This window comes from Caballeronia sp. ATUFL_F1_KS39, from assembly GCF_023630985.1.
GTDB lineage: Bacteria > Pseudomonadota > Gammaproteobacteria > Burkholderiales > Burkholderiaceae > Caballeronia > Caballeronia zhejiangensis.
In genome coordinates this window covers 1-15,414 of the sequence record NZ_JALQDZ010000043.1, presented here as the reverse complement: position 1 = coordinate 15,414, position 15,414 = coordinate 1, and the positions used below count along the sequence as shown (strand labels likewise).

General features: G+C 61.7%; 15 protein-coding genes. All 15 read left to right on the top strand.

Annotated elements, in window-relative coordinates; all coding sequences use genetic code 11:
• Window positions 1-87: 87 nt before the first annotated feature.
• Complete coding sequence (locus NCR93_RS22915; RefSeq protein ID WP_175982599.1) at window positions 88-1,233, top strand: alpha-hydroxy-acid oxidizing protein; 1,146 nt, start codon at window positions 88-90, stop codon at window positions 1,231-1,233.
• 254 nt (window positions 1,234-1,487) lie between these two features.
• Complete coding sequence (locus NCR93_RS22910) at window positions 1,488-2,507, top strand: LacI family DNA-binding transcriptional regulator (protein WP_175982598.1); 1,020 nt, start codon at window positions 1,488-1,490, stop codon at window positions 2,505-2,507.
• A gap of 114 nt (window positions 2,508-2,621) precedes the next feature.
• Entirely contained in the window at window positions 2,622-3,953 is a 1,332-nt protein-coding gene (locus NCR93_RS22905; protein ID WP_175982597.1) for an ABC transporter substrate-binding protein, read from the top strand.
• A 72-nt stretch (window positions 3,954-4,025) separates the two neighbouring features.
• Window positions 4,026-4,982, top strand: coding sequence for a carbohydrate ABC transporter permease (locus tag NCR93_RS22900; RefSeq protein ID WP_008348939.1), 957 nt, complete (start codon window positions 4,026-4,028; stop codon window positions 4,980-4,982).
• Window positions 4,979-5,932 carry a carbohydrate ABC transporter permease gene (locus NCR93_RS22895; RefSeq protein WP_175982596.1) on the top strand — a complete coding sequence of 318 codons (954 nt, stop codon included), beginning with the start codon at window positions 4,979-4,981 and terminating at the stop codon, window positions 5,930-5,932. The genes NCR93_RS22900 and NCR93_RS22895 overlap by 4 nt, the downstream gene beginning before the upstream one ends.
• Window positions 5,929-6,123 carry a hypothetical protein gene (locus NCR93_RS22890; RefSeq protein WP_008348936.1) on the top strand — a complete coding sequence of 65 codons (195 nt, stop codon included), beginning with the start codon at window positions 5,929-5,931 and terminating at the stop codon, window positions 6,121-6,123. The genes NCR93_RS22895 and NCR93_RS22890 overlap by 4 nt, the downstream gene beginning before the upstream one ends.
• A gap of 3 nt (window positions 6,124-6,126) precedes the next feature.
• The gene (locus tag NCR93_RS22885) at window positions 6,127-7,242 is read left to right on the top strand and encodes an ABC transporter ATP-binding protein (protein WP_034472427.1); all 1,116 of its coding nucleotides are present in this window, start codon (window positions 6,127-6,129) and stop codon (window positions 7,240-7,242) included.
• Window positions 7,235-8,254, top strand: coding sequence for an ABC transporter ATP-binding protein (locus NCR93_RS22880; protein ID WP_175982595.1), 1,020 nt, complete (start codon window positions 7,235-7,237; stop codon window positions 8,252-8,254). Before NCR93_RS22885 ends, NCR93_RS22880 begins: the two co-directional genes overlap by 8 nt.
• A complete protein-coding gene (gene dhaL, locus NCR93_RS22875; protein WP_008348928.1) occupies window positions 8,251-8,886 on the top strand; it encodes a dihydroxyacetone kinase subunit DhaL in 636 nt (211 codons plus the stop codon). Before NCR93_RS22880 ends, dhaL begins: the two co-directional genes overlap by 4 nt.
• Before the next feature lie 14 nt (window positions 8,887-8,900).
• Window positions 8,901-9,890, top strand: a complete 990-nt coding sequence (dhaK, locus tag NCR93_RS22870) for a dihydroxyacetone kinase subunit DhaK (protein ID WP_175982594.1) — start codon at window positions 8,901-8,903, stop codon at window positions 9,888-9,890.
• Between the two features lie 278 nt (window positions 9,891-10,168).
• Window positions 10,169-11,470, top strand: a complete 1,302-nt coding sequence (locus NCR93_RS22865) for a gallate dioxygenase (RefSeq protein ID WP_008348615.1) — start codon at window positions 10,169-10,171, stop codon at window positions 11,468-11,470.
• 74 nt (window positions 11,471-11,544) lie between these two features.
• Window positions 11,545-12,894, top strand: a complete 1,350-nt coding sequence (locus tag NCR93_RS22860; protein ID WP_034472432.1) for an MFS transporter — start codon at window positions 11,545-11,547, stop codon at window positions 12,892-12,894.
• A 15-nt stretch (window positions 12,895-12,909) separates the two neighbouring features.
• Window positions 12,910-13,935 carry an amidohydrolase family protein gene (locus NCR93_RS22855; RefSeq protein ID WP_008348613.1) on the top strand — a complete coding sequence of 342 codons (1,026 nt, stop codon included), beginning with the start codon at window positions 12,910-12,912 and terminating at the stop codon, window positions 13,933-13,935.
• A 1-nt stretch (window position 13,936) separates the two neighbouring features.
• Window positions 13,937-14,620 (top strand): 4-carboxy-4-hydroxy-2-oxoadipate aldolase/oxaloacetate decarboxylase, encoded by a 684-nt coding sequence (gene ligK, locus NCR93_RS22850; RefSeq protein ID WP_175982593.1) that lies wholly within the window; start codon window positions 13,937-13,939, stop codon window positions 14,618-14,620.
• Between the two features lie 29 nt (window positions 14,621-14,649).
• Complete coding sequence (locus tag NCR93_RS22845) at window positions 14,650-15,321, top strand: substrate-binding domain-containing protein (RefSeq protein ID WP_250532287.1); 672 nt, start codon at window positions 14,650-14,652, stop codon at window positions 15,319-15,321.
• Window positions 15,322-15,414 lie beyond the last annotated feature (93 nt).

Genomic DNA, 15,414 nt, shown 5'->3' with positions numbered 1-15,414 from the left:
CCTCTGTCGTCGCTCGACGGCCCGTGACACACGCCAAGAAATTGCTTTCTTCCCCACGTTTCCAGTTCGGTCAAGCAAGACACAATCATGGCAAGAGCGTTTCCCCATATCTTCTCCGTCGGTGACTATCGTTCCGCGGCTCGGCGTCGGTTGCCGAGGATGGTATTCGACTATCTCGAAGGCGGGGCCGACGACGAGTCCGGCCTGACGCACAATCGTGCCGCCTTTGACAAGTGGGAATTGCGTCCCCGGCGTCTTGTCGATGTGAGCGAGCGTGCGCAGTCTACCGAGCTTCTGGGGAGACAAATTTCGTCGCCGCTCGTGATCGCGCCGACAGGTCTGAATAGTGCGTTCTGGCCCGACGGAGATCTTGCGCTTGCACGCGCTGCAAGCAAGGCTGGAATCCCGTTCGCACTCTCTACCGCGTCGAACATGTCGATCGAGGAGGTATCAAGGGGAGCGGACGGAGACTTGTGGTTCCAGTTATACGTAGTACACCGGAATGTGGCGAAGAGCTTGGTCACGAGAGCGCGAGAGGCTCGTTATTCGACGTTGATCCTGACCACGGACGTCGCGGTAAATGGATTCCGGCAGCGCGATCTGCGAAACGGGTTTGCTATGCCATTCAAAGTCACTCCACGAGGCGCTCTCGATGGCATTTCGCATCCCCGCTGGCTGTGGTCCTACCTGACGAATGGTATGCCGCAGTTGAAGAACTTCGCGACCGATGACGCCTCTGATACCGCCTCCCAGGCTGCGGTGCTGCGGCGGGAAATGGACGCGAGCTTTAGCTGGGACGACCTCCGTCGCTTGCGCGACGACTGGCCCGGAAAGCTGCTCGTCAAGGGCGTCGTGACGGCTGAAGATGCCGCGCGATGCGTGGAAATCGGCGCCGACGGTGTCATAGTCTCGAATCATGGCGGACGACAGCTCGCGGATCTTCCTGCGCCGATCGACGCATTGCCGGGCATCTCCGATGCGACGCCGACCACCGATCTCATTCTGGACAGTGGTATCCGAAGAGGGGCCGATGTGGTGAAGGCGGTCGCATTGGGCGCGACGGCCGTGATGCTTGGGCGCGCCACTTTGTACGGGCTCTCCGCGAAAGGCGAGGCCGGTGTGTCCGATGTCATCGCGATGATCAAAGAGGAAATCGACCGGACCCTCGCCCTCATCGGGTCCAGTTCGATAATGGAAGTCAATCGGAGTTGTGTCGCTCGGCGGCCTTTGTAGCGGAGGGGGGCAGCCATCGGTTCACCCTTTTCTTGACGTTATAAGGATGACTAATGACAGATCCGTTCTGATCGGCACACAAATGCGAATCCAACGCCGAGACAAGCGCCGAAATTAAGCACATAGAGAAAAGATCCAACGGTGCATGCTGGCAAAAATGATGCATTTAACGCGTGAAAAAAGCTTGCATTCTCCGCGCAGAAAACTATCTTGAGTTCATAAAACGATTCTTCGCCTGGCACCGGAGGAGACCCATGCCAGCTACACGTATGATGATTGCGCGCCGCGCCGGGGTGAGCGTGGCAACGGTCGATCGTGTGCTGCGCGAAGACCAGGGGGTGCGCCCCGAAACGGCCGAACGTGTACATCTCGCGCTGGCCACGCTGCGCGACGAACGCGCAAGCCGCGGCAGGCCTGCGAAAACCACATCGTTCCGGGTCGCCTTCGTCTTACCGCAAATCAATTCCCGCTTTCTCGATCAAGTCGAACGCGATATCGCGCTGTCCGCCAGCTTCTTTCGCGAGCATCGTCTTGTCTCGTCGTTTTACCGTTGCGACCTGTCCAGCCAGCGCGACGCGATCTCACTCGCACAGCAATTGATCGACTACGACGCGCTCGTGCTCGTGCCGCTCGATTACCCATGGGTCGAGCGGATGATTCAGGACATGATGGATGCCAACGTGCCCGTCGTTACGGTCTTTTCAGATTTGCCGTCGAGTGCGCGCGCCACGTACGTGGGTGTCGATAACCGCATGGCCGGACGAACGGCGGGTCTGCTGATGGGCCGCTTCGTCGGTTCGCGCATCGGCACGGTCGCCGTGCTGTCGGCGTCGTCGCGTCTGCACGATCAGCTCGAGCGTCGGACGGGTTTTTCCCAGGTGCTCGAAGAGGACTTTCGCAACCTGCGCTGGCTCACGGAGCCCGATTTCGCCGAAGACGACGACAGCGCCGGACTCGCCGTGCAAGGACTGACGGCGGGACATCCGGATCTGGTCGGCGTGTATGTGACGTGCGGCGGCATTTCCGGCATCGCGTCGACGCTGCAGGAATCGGGCGACAAGGCGCGCGTCGTACTGATCGGCCACGAGTGCACGGCCGATACGCGGGCGCTGCTGTCGGAGCGGGCGATCGACGTGATCCTCGATCAGGACGTGCGCGGCATTGTCCATTGGGCCGGTCTCGCCGCTCTCAACTTCCTGAACGACGTGCGCGGCGTGCCTTCCATCCCGACGCCCGAAACCCGTATCTATCTTCGTGAGAATGCGCATGCCTGAAGCTCGCGACACGCGGACAGTTCGCTTCGGTCCGCCAGAGCTCATATGCAGCGTCCGGCGCATGGGCGCTGTCTGTCATCAGTTTGAGACCCGACAGAGACAAGGAGAAGACACATGTTACGTCTTACGTCATCAAGGGTATTAGCGGCGCTCGTCGCGTCGCTGGGACTGAGCTTCGGATCGGCGGCGCATGCGCAGGGCAAGCAGTTGACGCTATGTTGGGCCGCATGGGACCCCGCCAATGCGCTCGTCGAATTATCGAAAGACTTCACGGCGAAAACCGGCATTGCAATGAAGTTCGAGTTCGTGCCGTGGACGAGTTATGCGGACCGCTTCCTCAACGAACTGAATTCGCATGGAAAGCTGTGCGATCTCATCATCGGAGATAGTCAGTGGATTGGCGGTGCCGCGGTCAATGGACACTACGTCAAGCTCAATGATTTCTTCGACAAGAACAAAATCTCGATGGACGACTTCGTGCCGGCGACCGTCGTCGGCTACGCAGAGTGGCCGAAGAACACGCCGAATTACTGGGCGCTGCCCGCGATGGCGGACGCCGTGGGCTGGACCTACCGCAAAGACTGGTTTGCGAGGCCCGAACTGCGCGCGGAGTTCAAGCAAAAGTACAAGCGCGAACTCGAGCCGCCCACGACAATGGACGAACTCAAGCAGACAGCCGAGTTCTTTCAGGGACGAAAGATCGACGGCAAAACCGTGTATGGCGTGTATATCTTCACGGAGCGCGGCTCGGAAGGGATCACAATGGGCGTGACCAACATGCTCTATAACTTCGGCTTCGAATACCAGGACCCGAAGAAGCCGTATCACCTGGAGGGCTTCGTGAATTCGCCAGGCGCGATAAAGGGACTCGAATTCTATAAGGCGCTTTACAAGTGCTGCACGGCGCCCGGCATGACGAACGCCTACATGCAGGAAGGGCTCGATGCGTTCAAGTCGGGGCAGGTCGCGATGCAGATGAACTGGTTCGCCTTCTTCCCCGGCCTGTACAAGGATCCGAATGTCGGCGGCGACAAGATCGGCTTCTTCGTCAATCCGAAGGAAACGAAACAGTTCACGCAGCTTGGCGGTCAAGGCATATCCGTCGTGTCGTACTCGGATCACAAGGCCGACGCGCTCGAATACATCAAGTGGTTCGCGCAAGCCGATGTGCAGAAGAAGTGGTGGCAACTCGGCGGCTACTCGGCCGCGAAGTCGGTGGTGGACGCGCCGGACTTTCCGAAGAGCGCGCCATTTGCGCCTGCATTCCTGAAGTCGATGTCGATAGTGAAAGACTTCTGGGCCGAGCCTACTTATGCCGAGTTGTTGCTCGACATGCAAAAGCGCGTGCACGACTATGTGGTTGCGGATAAGGGCACGGCGAAAGAAGCGCTCGATCTGCTCGTCAAGGACTGGAACAAAGTATTCAAGGCGGAAGGGAAGAACTAGCGTTACCGCACATGAACGCGCGGGCCGGCGAGCCGATCGATCTCGCCGGTCCGCGACAACAAGGAGTCAGGCATGTTGGCAAACAAGCCTTTTCCTCCGGAAGGGTTGCAGACCAAAGCCCAGACGCGCGCGGCCGCGCGCTTGCGCGGACTGTCTGACCGAACCATCGCGTGGTTGTTCATTCTTCCGACTATCGTGCTGCTGCTCGCCATCAACATCTTTCCGTTGATCTGGGCATTGCGGCTCTCATTCACGAACTTCAAGTCGAATATGCCGAGCGTGCCCGCGCGCAATGTCGGCATCGACAATTACACGGACATACTCACAGACGAAGACATCTGGTACGCGATGCAGGTGACGGCGCGCTTCGTTTTCTGGTCGGTCGGACTCGAAGTGCTGCTCGGCTTCGGGCTCGCACTGCTGATCAACCGGCAGTTTCGCGGCCATAGTTTCTGGACCACGCTGATTCTGCTGCCGATGATGCTTTCGCCCGCTGTCGTCGGCAACTTCTGGACCTTTTTGCTGCAACCGCAAACGGGTCTTTTCAACGACATCGTCGGCTTTTTCACGGGCATTCCGCCGAACTCGTTCCAGATGATCGGCGATGTGCCGCTCGCACCGTGGACGATCGTCATGGTCGATGCATGGATGTGGACGCCCTACGTGATGCTGATCTGCCTGGCGGGATTGCGTTCGATTCCGGACTACATCTATGAAGCGGCCGAAGTCGATCGCGCTTCGCCATGGCGTCAGTTCTGGTCGATCACACTGCCGATGACGCTGCCGTTCCTGATGCTCGCGATCCTTTTTCGCGGGATCGAGAACTTCAAGATGTTCGACATGGTGAATCTGCTGACATCGGGCGGGCCGGGCTCCGTAACGGAAACCGTGTCGATCACGCTCAAGCGCGCAGCCTTCGAGAAGTGGAGGACGGGTTATTCGTCCGCGCTCGCGATCATTCTGTTCGTTGTCGTGTTCGGTGCGGCGAACATCTATGTGAAGGCGCTCAACCGGGTGAAACAGCGATGACAGACCTCGCCCTTCAACAGTCGGTGGTGGCTGCATCGCCGCGCAGCAAGACGTTTGCCGCAGTCGTCGTGATCGCGTATGCGCTCATCGCGACGCTGCCGATCGTCTGGATCATCCTGACGAGCTTCAAGACACAGGAGGATGCGATCGCGTATCCGCCCGTCGTCGTGTTTCATCCGTCGATGGAAGGTTACGTGAATCTTTTCACGATCCGCTCGCGGCAGACGCCGGAGTTCATCGCGAGTTTGCCGCCCGCAGAGACCTGGTACGACCGCGATGTCCGAAAGCGCAACATGGTGATTGCAGGGCCGTCGAAGGTCCTGCCGCGCTTCGTCAATTCGCTCGTGATCGGGTTCGGCTCGACCTTTCTTGCGGTGTTTCTCGGCACGTTGGCCGCCTATGCGTTTTCGCGCTTCAAGGTGCCGCTCGCCGACGATCTGCTGTTCTTCATACTGTCCACGCGAATGATGCCGCCCATCGCGGTGGCGATTCCCATCTATCTCATGTATCGCACGCTCGGCCTCGCCGACAGCTACCTCGGCATGATCGTGCTCTATACGGCCGTGAACGTGTCGCTGGCGGTGTGGCTGCTCAAAGGATTCATCGACGAAATCCCTCGCGAATATGAGGAAGCGGCGCTTGTCGACGGATACACGCGGTTGCAGGCCTTCGTGAAGGTCGTGCTGCCGCAGGCGATCACCGGCATTGCTGCGACGGCGATCTTCTGTCTGATCTTTGCGTGGAACGAGTACGCGTTCGCATTGCTGCTGACGAGCGGCGACGCGCAGACGATGCCGCCGTTCATTCCGTTCATCATCGGCGAGGGCGGGCAGGACTGGCCAGCGGTCGCGGCCGCGACGACGCTGTTCGTGCTGCCCATCCTGATCTTCACCGTTGTGCTGCGCAAGCATCTGTTGCGCGGGATCACCTTCGGAGCGGTACGCAAATGAAAGCCCAGCCCGTCATGCCGCGCCGCCGTCTGTTCCGCAGGCGCTACGGCGAGGGCGCATCGACCGTGCTGATCGGCCTCGGCATTGCGATGCTCGTCCAGCCGTTCACGGTCGATCTCTATACCTGGTCGTTCCCTGTGATTCTGGCGGGTGCGCTGGCATTCGTCGTGACGAGTCACTTCCCGGAGTGAGCCATGTCGACGATCGTTCTATCCAACCTTCATAAGCGCTTCGGTGACTTCACTGCCGTACACGATACGAATCTCACCGTGAGCAACGGCCGCTTCGTGGTGCTGCTCGGACCCTCCGGTTGCGGCAAGACGACGACGTTGCGCATGATCGCCGGGCTCGAACTGCCGACTTCGGGCCAGATTCTGATCGACGGCGAAGATGTCACGGGGCTGCGTGCGCGTCAGCGCGATATTGCATTCGTGTTCCAGATGTTCGCGCTGTATCCGCATATGACGGTACGTAACAACATCGCTTTTCCGCTGAAGAACGAGGGTATTGCGCGCCGCGAGATTGCCGCGCGCGTCGATGCGGCCGCGCATATGCTTCGCATCGAAAGTCTGCTCGACCGAAAGACGGGCGGGCTGTCGGGCGGCGATCGGCAACGCGTCGCCCTGGGCCGCGCGATCGTCCGGCACCCGAAGGCTTTTCTGATGGACGAGCCGCTCGGCACGCTCGATGCGGATTTCCGCGAACTGATGTGCCTCGAGTTGCGCAAGCTGCATAACGCGCTCAACGCGACGACGGTCTACGTGACGCACGATCAACGCGAAGCGATGGCGATGGCCGACGACATCGTCGTGATGAGCGGCGGCGAGGTGCTGCAATCGGCGTCGCCGCATGAGGTCTATCACTTTCCAGCGACCGTGTTCGTCGGCAGCTTCATCGGCAGCCCGCCGATGAATTTCCTGGCGGTGGATGGCGGCGTCGAAGCGGGCGCGGAATCGGTCTCGCTCTCCGGCGTCGCCGTGTCCGTGCCGCGCACGGCTACGTCCGCGGCGAAAGCGCTGCTCGGCGTGCGGCCAGAGCATGTCGTGATCGACGAGCGCGGTGCGTTGCGTGGACGCGTGATCGCGGATGAATATCTCGGCTCGCATCAGATTCTCGTCGTCGAAACGGCACTCGGCGTGATGCGCGTGCGGGTCGGCAAGGACGAAGGACTGGTGGCGGGGTCCCAGGTCGGGATGTCGTTCGCCAAGGAGCGCACGCTCCTCTACGACGCATCGAGCGGCAAGCTGCTGCCCGGCGCCGCGCGGCAGATGGCCGTCAACGGAAGCGGCAACGGAGGCGCTTATGTCTGAAATTCGCTTGCGTGGCGTGACGAAGCGATTCGGCGATATCGTCGCGGTAGATGATGTGTCGCTCGACGTGAAGGAGGGCGAGTTCGTCGTGTTGCTCGGTCCGAGCGGCGCGGGCAAGACTACTACGTTGCGGCTCATCGCAGGTCTCGAGCGGCCCGACGATGGCGAGATATTCATCGACGGCGCCGCCGCGACGGACATGCATCCCGCGGACCGCGACGTCGCCTTCATCTTTCAGCAGTATTCGCTGTATCCGCATCTGACGGTGTTCGGCAACCTGGCGTTTCCGCTGCGCTCCCCGCGGCGGCGCGTGAGCGAGGCGGAAGTCACCGCGCGCGTGCAGTCGGTCGCGCAGATGTTGCATATCGAGTCGAAGCTCGGCAATCTGGCGACGCGTCTGTCGGGCGGCGAGATGCAGCGCGTGGCCATCGGACGCGCGCTCGTGCGTCAGCCCAAGGTGTTTCTGATGGACGAGCCGCTGTCGTCGCTCGACGCGAAGTTGCGCGAGGAACTGCGGATAGAACTGAAGCGGCTGCATCGCACGATCGGCGCCACGATCATCTACGTGACGCACGATCAGGTCGAAGCGACCACGCTCGCGGACCGCATCGGCATACTCGAACACGGGCGCATCGTGCAGGTGGGCGCGCCGCGCGACGTATATGGCAATCCGGCTTCGCTAGGCGCCGCGCAACGTCTCGGCTCACCGCCCATCAACTTGCTGCCGCCCGTGTTGTTCGATCCTGCCACGATGCCCGCAGGCACCTCGACGGTCGCGATCCGTCCTGAAGACATCGTGCTGCACGCGCACGATACGCGCGACGTGCTCAATCTTCGCGTGCTCGAATATTCTCCGCTGCGGCATCTGTTGATCATGGAGCGCGACGGCACCGCCATCGTCGCGACAACCATGACCGAGCGCAATTTCACGCCGGGGCAGACAGTCGGCGTGTCGCTACCTCTGCGCAGTCTTCTCTATTTCCGCTCCGACGGCAGGAGGATTCCGGCATGAACGGGAAAACGGTCATGGCGTGCATTGAAGCCGCGCACGCGACGCTCAAGGAACATACGGACGAGATCGCCGCGCTCGATCAGCAGATTGGCGACGGCGATCATATCTTCAACCTGTTGCGGGGCATGGATGCGCTGTTTGCGATGCGCGCCGCTATCGAGGCCGAGGCGTTTGCGCCCGCGCTGGACCAGGCCGCCTCCAAATTGCTGTCGACGGTGGGCGGTTCGTCGGGGCCGCTGTTCTTTTCGTTGCTGCATGGCATGGCGAAGGCGGCGCAGAACGCGGACACCTTGAGTGTGGCGGACGCGGCGCGGATCTTCGCCGCGGGCGTCGATGCCGTTGCCCAGCGAGGCAAGGCCGGCACCGGCAGCAAGACGATGATGGACGTGCTCATCCCTGTCGCGTCGCGCTTCATGGAACTGGCCGAGCGCAGTGCGCCGCGCGAAGCCGTGCTCGATGCGCTGCCGCGGACGGCTGAAGAAGGCATGCTCGCGACGCGCGACATGCTCGCGACCAAGGGGCGCGCGTCGTTTCTCGGCGAGCGCGCGCGCGGGCATATCGATCCCGGCGCACGGTCGAGCCAGTTGATGATCGGTGCGGTATGCGCGCGGCTCGCGCAATACAGAGAGTGAAAGGAGCGCAGGCCATGAAAAAGTTCATCAACCATGTCGACGACTTTCTGACTGAGAGCCTTGCCGGATTCGCCGCCGCGCATGACGATCTCGTCGTGCTCAATCACGAACCTGTGTTCGTGCGGCGCAAGACGTTGAAGCCGGGCAAGGTCGCGCTGGTCTCGGGCGGCGGCTCGGGACACGAGCCCTTGCATAGCGGCTTCGTCGGGTACGGAATGCTGGACGCCGCGTGCCCTGGCCAGGTGTTTACTTCGCCGACGCCCGATCAGATGATGGCAGCCGCCAAGGCCGTCGATACGGGCGCGGGCACGCTCTTCATCGTGAAGAATTATTCCGGCGATCTGATGAACTTCGAAATGGCATCCGAAATGTCGGAGTTGGCGAATGCGATGGTGCTGATCAACGACGATGTCGCGGTCGAAAACTCCAGTTATACGACGGGCCGGCGGGGCGTGGCGGGTGCGGTGATCGTCGAGAAGCTGGTGGGCAGTCTCGCCGAGAGCGGCGCGGATCTCGAACAATGCAAGGCGTTCGGCGACCGGATCAACAAGCATACGGCGTCGATGGGCGTCGCGTTTTCGAGTTGCACCGTGCCCGCAGCGGGCACGCTGACGTTCAAGATCGGCGACGATGAAATGGAGGTCGGCGTCGGCATTCATGGCGAGCCAGGGCGGCGGCGAACGCGCTTTGCCGCCGCCGACGCGATCGCGGCAGAGCTGCTGACGGCGATCGTCGCCGATCTGAAACCGGGGAACGGCTCGGAGCTGCTGGTCTTGATCAATGGGCTGGGCGGCACGCCGCTCGGCGAACTGTATCTGCTGTTCAATTCCACGCGCTCGTGGCTGCACCAGCGCGGTCTCGCGGTCACGCGCGTGCAGGTCGGATCGCTCACGACGTCGCTGGAAATGGCCGGTGCGTCGATCACCTTGTGCGTGCTGGACGATGAAATGAAGCGGCATTGGGACAGCCCCGTGCATACGCCATCGCTCAGGTGGGGAATGTAGATTCGCCGGAACGTTTTCAATCGTCCGGTCGCTCGGCCGGAATTGCGTCCTCTTTCACGAGCCATCAGTTTTGTTTATCGGCATATCGGCGACGCGGCCCTTGCGCGCTTCGCCGCGCGCCGCGTCCCAGCGGCCTTCCGCGCCTCTAAAACCCCATGCGTAAAGGCAAAGTTCTGGTTTACGCGTAGTACCCGGCCTGCCTCCTTCCTCGCTACCCTTCGGCTTCAGTTTCCCTAAAGCAAGCCCGCTCGGCCACGCATTCTGAAGGAGTAGCGCACATGGCACGGATCATCGGAGGCATCGCCGCCTCGCACACGCCGACCATCGGTTTCGCGTTCGACAAGAACAAGCGCGACGATCCCGTCTGGGCGCCGATCTTCGAGAACTTCGCGCCGCTCGCGAACTGGCTCGCGGAAAAGCAGCCCGACGTCATCGTCACGATCTACAACGACCACGTCACGTCGTTCTTTTTCGATCACTATTCGGCCTTCGCGCTGGGCGTCGGTCCCGAATGGCGCGTCGCGGACGAAGGCGGCGGCGCGCGCGATCTGCCGCCGATCAAAGGTCATCCCGCACTCGCCGCGCACATCGGCACTTCGCTGATGACCGATGAATTCGACATGTCGTTCTTCCAGAACAAGGCGCTCGATCACGGCTGCTTCTCGCCGCTTTCGATGCTGTGCCCGCACAAGCCCGAATGGCCGGTCAAGCTCGTGCCGCTGCAGATGGGCGTGCTGCAATTGCCCGTGCCGAGCGCGCGCCGCTTCTACAAGCTCGGGCAGGCGCTGCGCCGCGCGATCGAAAGTTATCCGGAAGACATCAAGGTCGCGATTCTCGCGACGGGCGGTCTTTCGCATCAGGTTCACGGCGAGCGCTCGGGCTTCAACAACACGGAATGGGACGCGCGCTTCCTCGATCTCTTCGAGCGCGATCCCGAGCAGCTCGCGAACATGACCATCGCGGAATATGCGGCGCTCGGCGGCTACGAAGGCGCCGAAGTCATCATGTGGCTGACGATGCGCGGTGCGCTTTCGTCGAACGTCGTGTGCAAGCATCGCAGCTATTACCTTCCGTCGATGGCAGGCATCGCCACCGCGATCTACGAAGGCGAGGACAGCGAGACCAAGCCCGCGATCGTCGAGCGTCATCGTCAGAAGATGGCCGTTCAGCTCACCGATGTCGAGAAGCTCGAAGGCACGTATCCGTTCTCGATTGAAACGGCAGTGCGCGCGTATCGCATCAACGATTATCTGCATCGCATGGTCGAGCCCGCGCATCGCGAGGCATTCAAGGCCGATGAAGAAGCGAGCTTCGAAGCAGCGGGCCTTTCCGAGCAGGAACGCGATCTCATTCGCCGGCGCGATTGGCGCGGCCTGCTTCATTACGGCGTGATCTTCTTCATGCTCGAAAAGCTCGGCGCGGTGACGGGCATATCGAATCTGCATATCTACGCCGCGATGCGCGGCGAAACGCTCGAAGCGTTTCAAAAGACGCGCAACGCACCGGGCGCGTTGTATTCGGTCGCGGGCAAAGGCTCGGAGAAGCTCGACTGGGACAAAGCGGAAAAGGCCAGAAGCTAAACACGAACGCGTTGCATGGGACCGGAGTAAGCGCAGAAGCACCGACTCCGGCCAACAGGGGACAGGAGACAAACATGACTAGCGGTAAAACCATCGACATCAAGGGCTTCATCGACGAACGCCCGATTTCCGCCTACCAGTGGCTGCTGGTGGCGCTGTGCTTTCTCATCGTGACGGCCGACGGCATGGACGTGGCGATCATGGGCTTCGTCGCGCCATCGATCATCGCGGACTGGCATATCTCGCGGCCCGCGTTCGGCCTCGTGATGAGCGCGGCGCCCATCGGTCTCGTGATCGGCGCACTGGCGGCGGGACCGGCATCGGATCGCATCGGGCGCAAGTGGGTTCTGATCACCTCGGTATTCCTCTTCGGCGTCTTCACGATCGCGACCGCGTTCACGAATTCGCCTTCCAGCATGGCGCTTTTGCGCGTACTGACCGGCATCGGTCTCGGCGCGGCGATGCCCAACACGACGACGCTGCTCTCCGAATACGCGCCGCAACGCAAGCGCGCGCTGCTCATCACGATCATGTTCACCGGCTTCAATCTCGGCTCCGCGCTGATCGGCTTCGTCGCGGGCTGGCTGATTCCGGTGCACGGCTGGCGCTCGGTGCTGATCTTCGGCGGCGCGCTGCCGCTCTTGCTGATCCCGCTGCAAATCTGGCTGCTGCCTGAATCCGCGCGTCTGCTCGCGGTGCGCGGCGCGACCTCGCAACGCATCGGCAAGGTGCTCGGCCGCGTGTGCGGCGCGCGTTTCGATGGTAGCGAAACGTTCGTATCGAACGAGCCTCCGCTGCCGACGAAGAAGCCCATCGGCGTGTTGTTCTCGCACGGCTACGGTTTGATGACGGCAGCGCTGTGGGTCACGTATTTCATGGGCCTGCTCGTGATCTACCTGCTGACCGGCTGGCTGCCGACGCTCATGAAGGACGCGGGCCTCACCGTTTCCGCAGCGGCGAACGTCACGGCGATGTTCCAGATCGGCGGCACGATCGGCGCGATCATCGTCGGATGGATCATGGACAAGGCGCGTCCGGCGCCCGTCATCAGCGCGGCGTATCTCGGCGGCGCGGTGTGCGTGCTCGGACTGGCGTGGATCGGCGCGCTGTCGTCGTCGCTCGCGGTGCTCGTGTTCGCAGCGGGCTTTTGCATGAGCGGCGCGCAAACCGGTCTCAACGCCTTCGCGCCGGGACGTTATCCGACCGTCGCGCGTGCAACCGGCGTGAGCTGGATGCTCGGCATGGGCCGCTTCGGCAGCATCTTCGGTTCCGCATTCGGCGGCGCGTTGCTCGGCCTCGGTTGGGAGTTCGGCGCGATCCTCGCGATGCTCGCCGTGCCCGCGACGCTCGCGGCAATATCGATTCTCGTCGCACAACGCACGCGTGCCGACGAAGCACACGCACAAACGACTGCAGCACACTAGTACCTGGAGTAAGGGATGATCATCGACATTCACGGCCACTACACGACCGCGCCAAAAGCGCTCGAAGGGTGGCGCAACCGGCAGATCGCCGGCATCAGTAATCCATCGGAGATGCCGGCTGCTTCGGAGTTGCATATCAGCGACGACGAACTGCGCGAATCGATCGAAAGCAATCAATTGCGCCTGATGCGCGAACGCGGCCTCGATCTCACCGTGTTCAGTCCGCGCGCGAGTTTCATGGCGCATCACATCGGCGACTTCGAAGTGTCGAGCACGTGGGCCGCGATCTGCAACGAGCTGTGCTATCGCGTGAGCGAACTGTTTCCCGATAGCTTTATTCCGGCGGCGATGTTGCCGCAGAGCCCGGGCGTCGACGTATCGACGTGCATTCCCGAGCTCGTGAAGTGCGTCGAGCAATACGGCAATGTCGCGATCAACCTGAATCCGGATCCGTCGGGCGGGCACTGGACGAGCCCGCCGCTTTCGGATCGCTCGTGGTATCCGATCTACGAGAAGATGGTCGAGTACGACATCCCTGCGATGATTCATGTGAGCACGAGCTGCAACGCGTGCTTTCACACGACGGGCGCGCATTACCTGAACGCCGATACGACCGCGTTCATGCAGTGCCTCACGTCCGATCTGTTCCGCGATTTTCCGACGCTCAAGTTCGTGATTCCGCATGGCGGCGGCGCGGTGCCGTATCACTGGGGGCGTTTCCGCGGACTCGCGCAGGAGCTGAAAAAGCCTTTGTTGAAGGATCATCTGCTCAACAACGTGTTCTTCGATACCTGCGTCTATCATCAGCCGGGCATCGATCTGCTGACGCGCGTGATTCCCGTCGACAACATTTTGTTTGCAAGCGAAATGATCGGCGCGGTGCGCGGCATCGATCCTGAAACGGGACACTATTTCGACGATACGAAGCGCTACGTCGAAGCCGCGCAGATCGAGCCGGAAGCGCGCTACAAGATTTACGAAGGCAACGCGCGCCGCGTGTATCCGCGCCTCGATGCGGCGCTCAAAGCAAAGGGACGTTGATATGTACGAACTGGGTGTGGTGTATCGCAACATCAATCGCGCGAATGCGGATGCGGCCGCCAGGCTCGGCGCACTCGGCTCGGCGACCGTGCACGAAGCGATGGGCCGTGTCGGCCTGATGAAGACCTACATGCGGCCGATCTATGCGGGCGCGCAAGTGAGCGGCACGGCCGTGACCGTGTTGCTGCAACCGGGCGACAACTGGATGATGCACGTCGCGGCCGAGCAGATTCAGCCTGGCGATATCGTCGTGGCCGCATGCACGACGGACAATACCGACGGCTTCTTCGGCGATCTGCTCGCGACGAGCTTCAAGGCGCGCGGCGCGCGTGCGCTCATCATCGACGGCGGCGTGCGCGATGTGCGCGTGCTGACGGAGATGAACTTCCCCGTATGGAGCCGCGCGATTTCCTCGAAGGGCACGGTGAAGGCGACGCTCGGCTCGGTGAACATTCCGGTCGTGTGCGCGGGCGCATGGGTCACGCCGGGCGATGTGATCGTCGCGGATGACGATGGCGTCGTGGTCGTGCCGTCCGCATCGGCGCAACAGGTGCTCGATAAAGCCACTGCGCGCGAGGCGCTCGAGGAAGAAAAACGCGCGAAGCTCGCAAGCGGCGTGCTCGGTCTCGACATGTACAAGATGCGCGAACCGCTGGAAAAAGCGGGCCTGCGCTATATCGACTGACGCGCATGAGCATCACCGGTATCTCTTCGATGGCCACGCGCCAAGTGTTGAACGATCTCGCTTGCGCGTATGAAGCGCAGTCGGGCCAGCGCATTGCGATCGTATCGGTGGGCGGCGTCGCGGCGGTCAGGCGTATCGAAGCGGGCGAAGCGGGCGAAGCGTTCGATATTGTCGTGCTCGCTTCGGATGCGATCGATCGGCTCGCGGCATCAGGACACGTCGATGCAGCGAGTCGCGTGCGGATCGCGCGTTCGGGCGTTGCGATCGCGGTGAAAGCGGGCGCGCGGCGTCCTGCCATCGACGATGAAGCCGCCGTGCGCGAAGCCGTGCTCGCGGCGCGCACCATCGGTTATTCGACGGGGCCGAGCGGTGTCTATCTGACGCGTCTGTTCGAGCGTTGGGGCATCGCTCAACGCATCGCATCGCGCATCGTGCAGGCGCCGCCGGGTGTCGCTGTCGGCGCGCTCATCGCGCGTGGCGAAGTCGAACTCGGCTTCCAGCAGTTGAGCGAGATGATCGGCGTCGAAGGCATCGACGTGCTCGGTATGTTGCCGCCGGCGATTCAAACGCAGACGGTATTCGAAGGCGCGATCGGTGCGAACGCAAGCGCATCGAAAGATGCTCGCGCGTTCCTGGCGTTTCTCGGTTCGAGCGATACCGACGCGACCAAGATCAAACACGGCATGGAGCCGGTCAACTAAAAAAAGCGCGCAACCATGAACTCCACCCCAAAAGTTGGACACCCGTTCAACGATTTGGGGTGTTTTTTCATGAGCAAGTACAGCGCACGACTC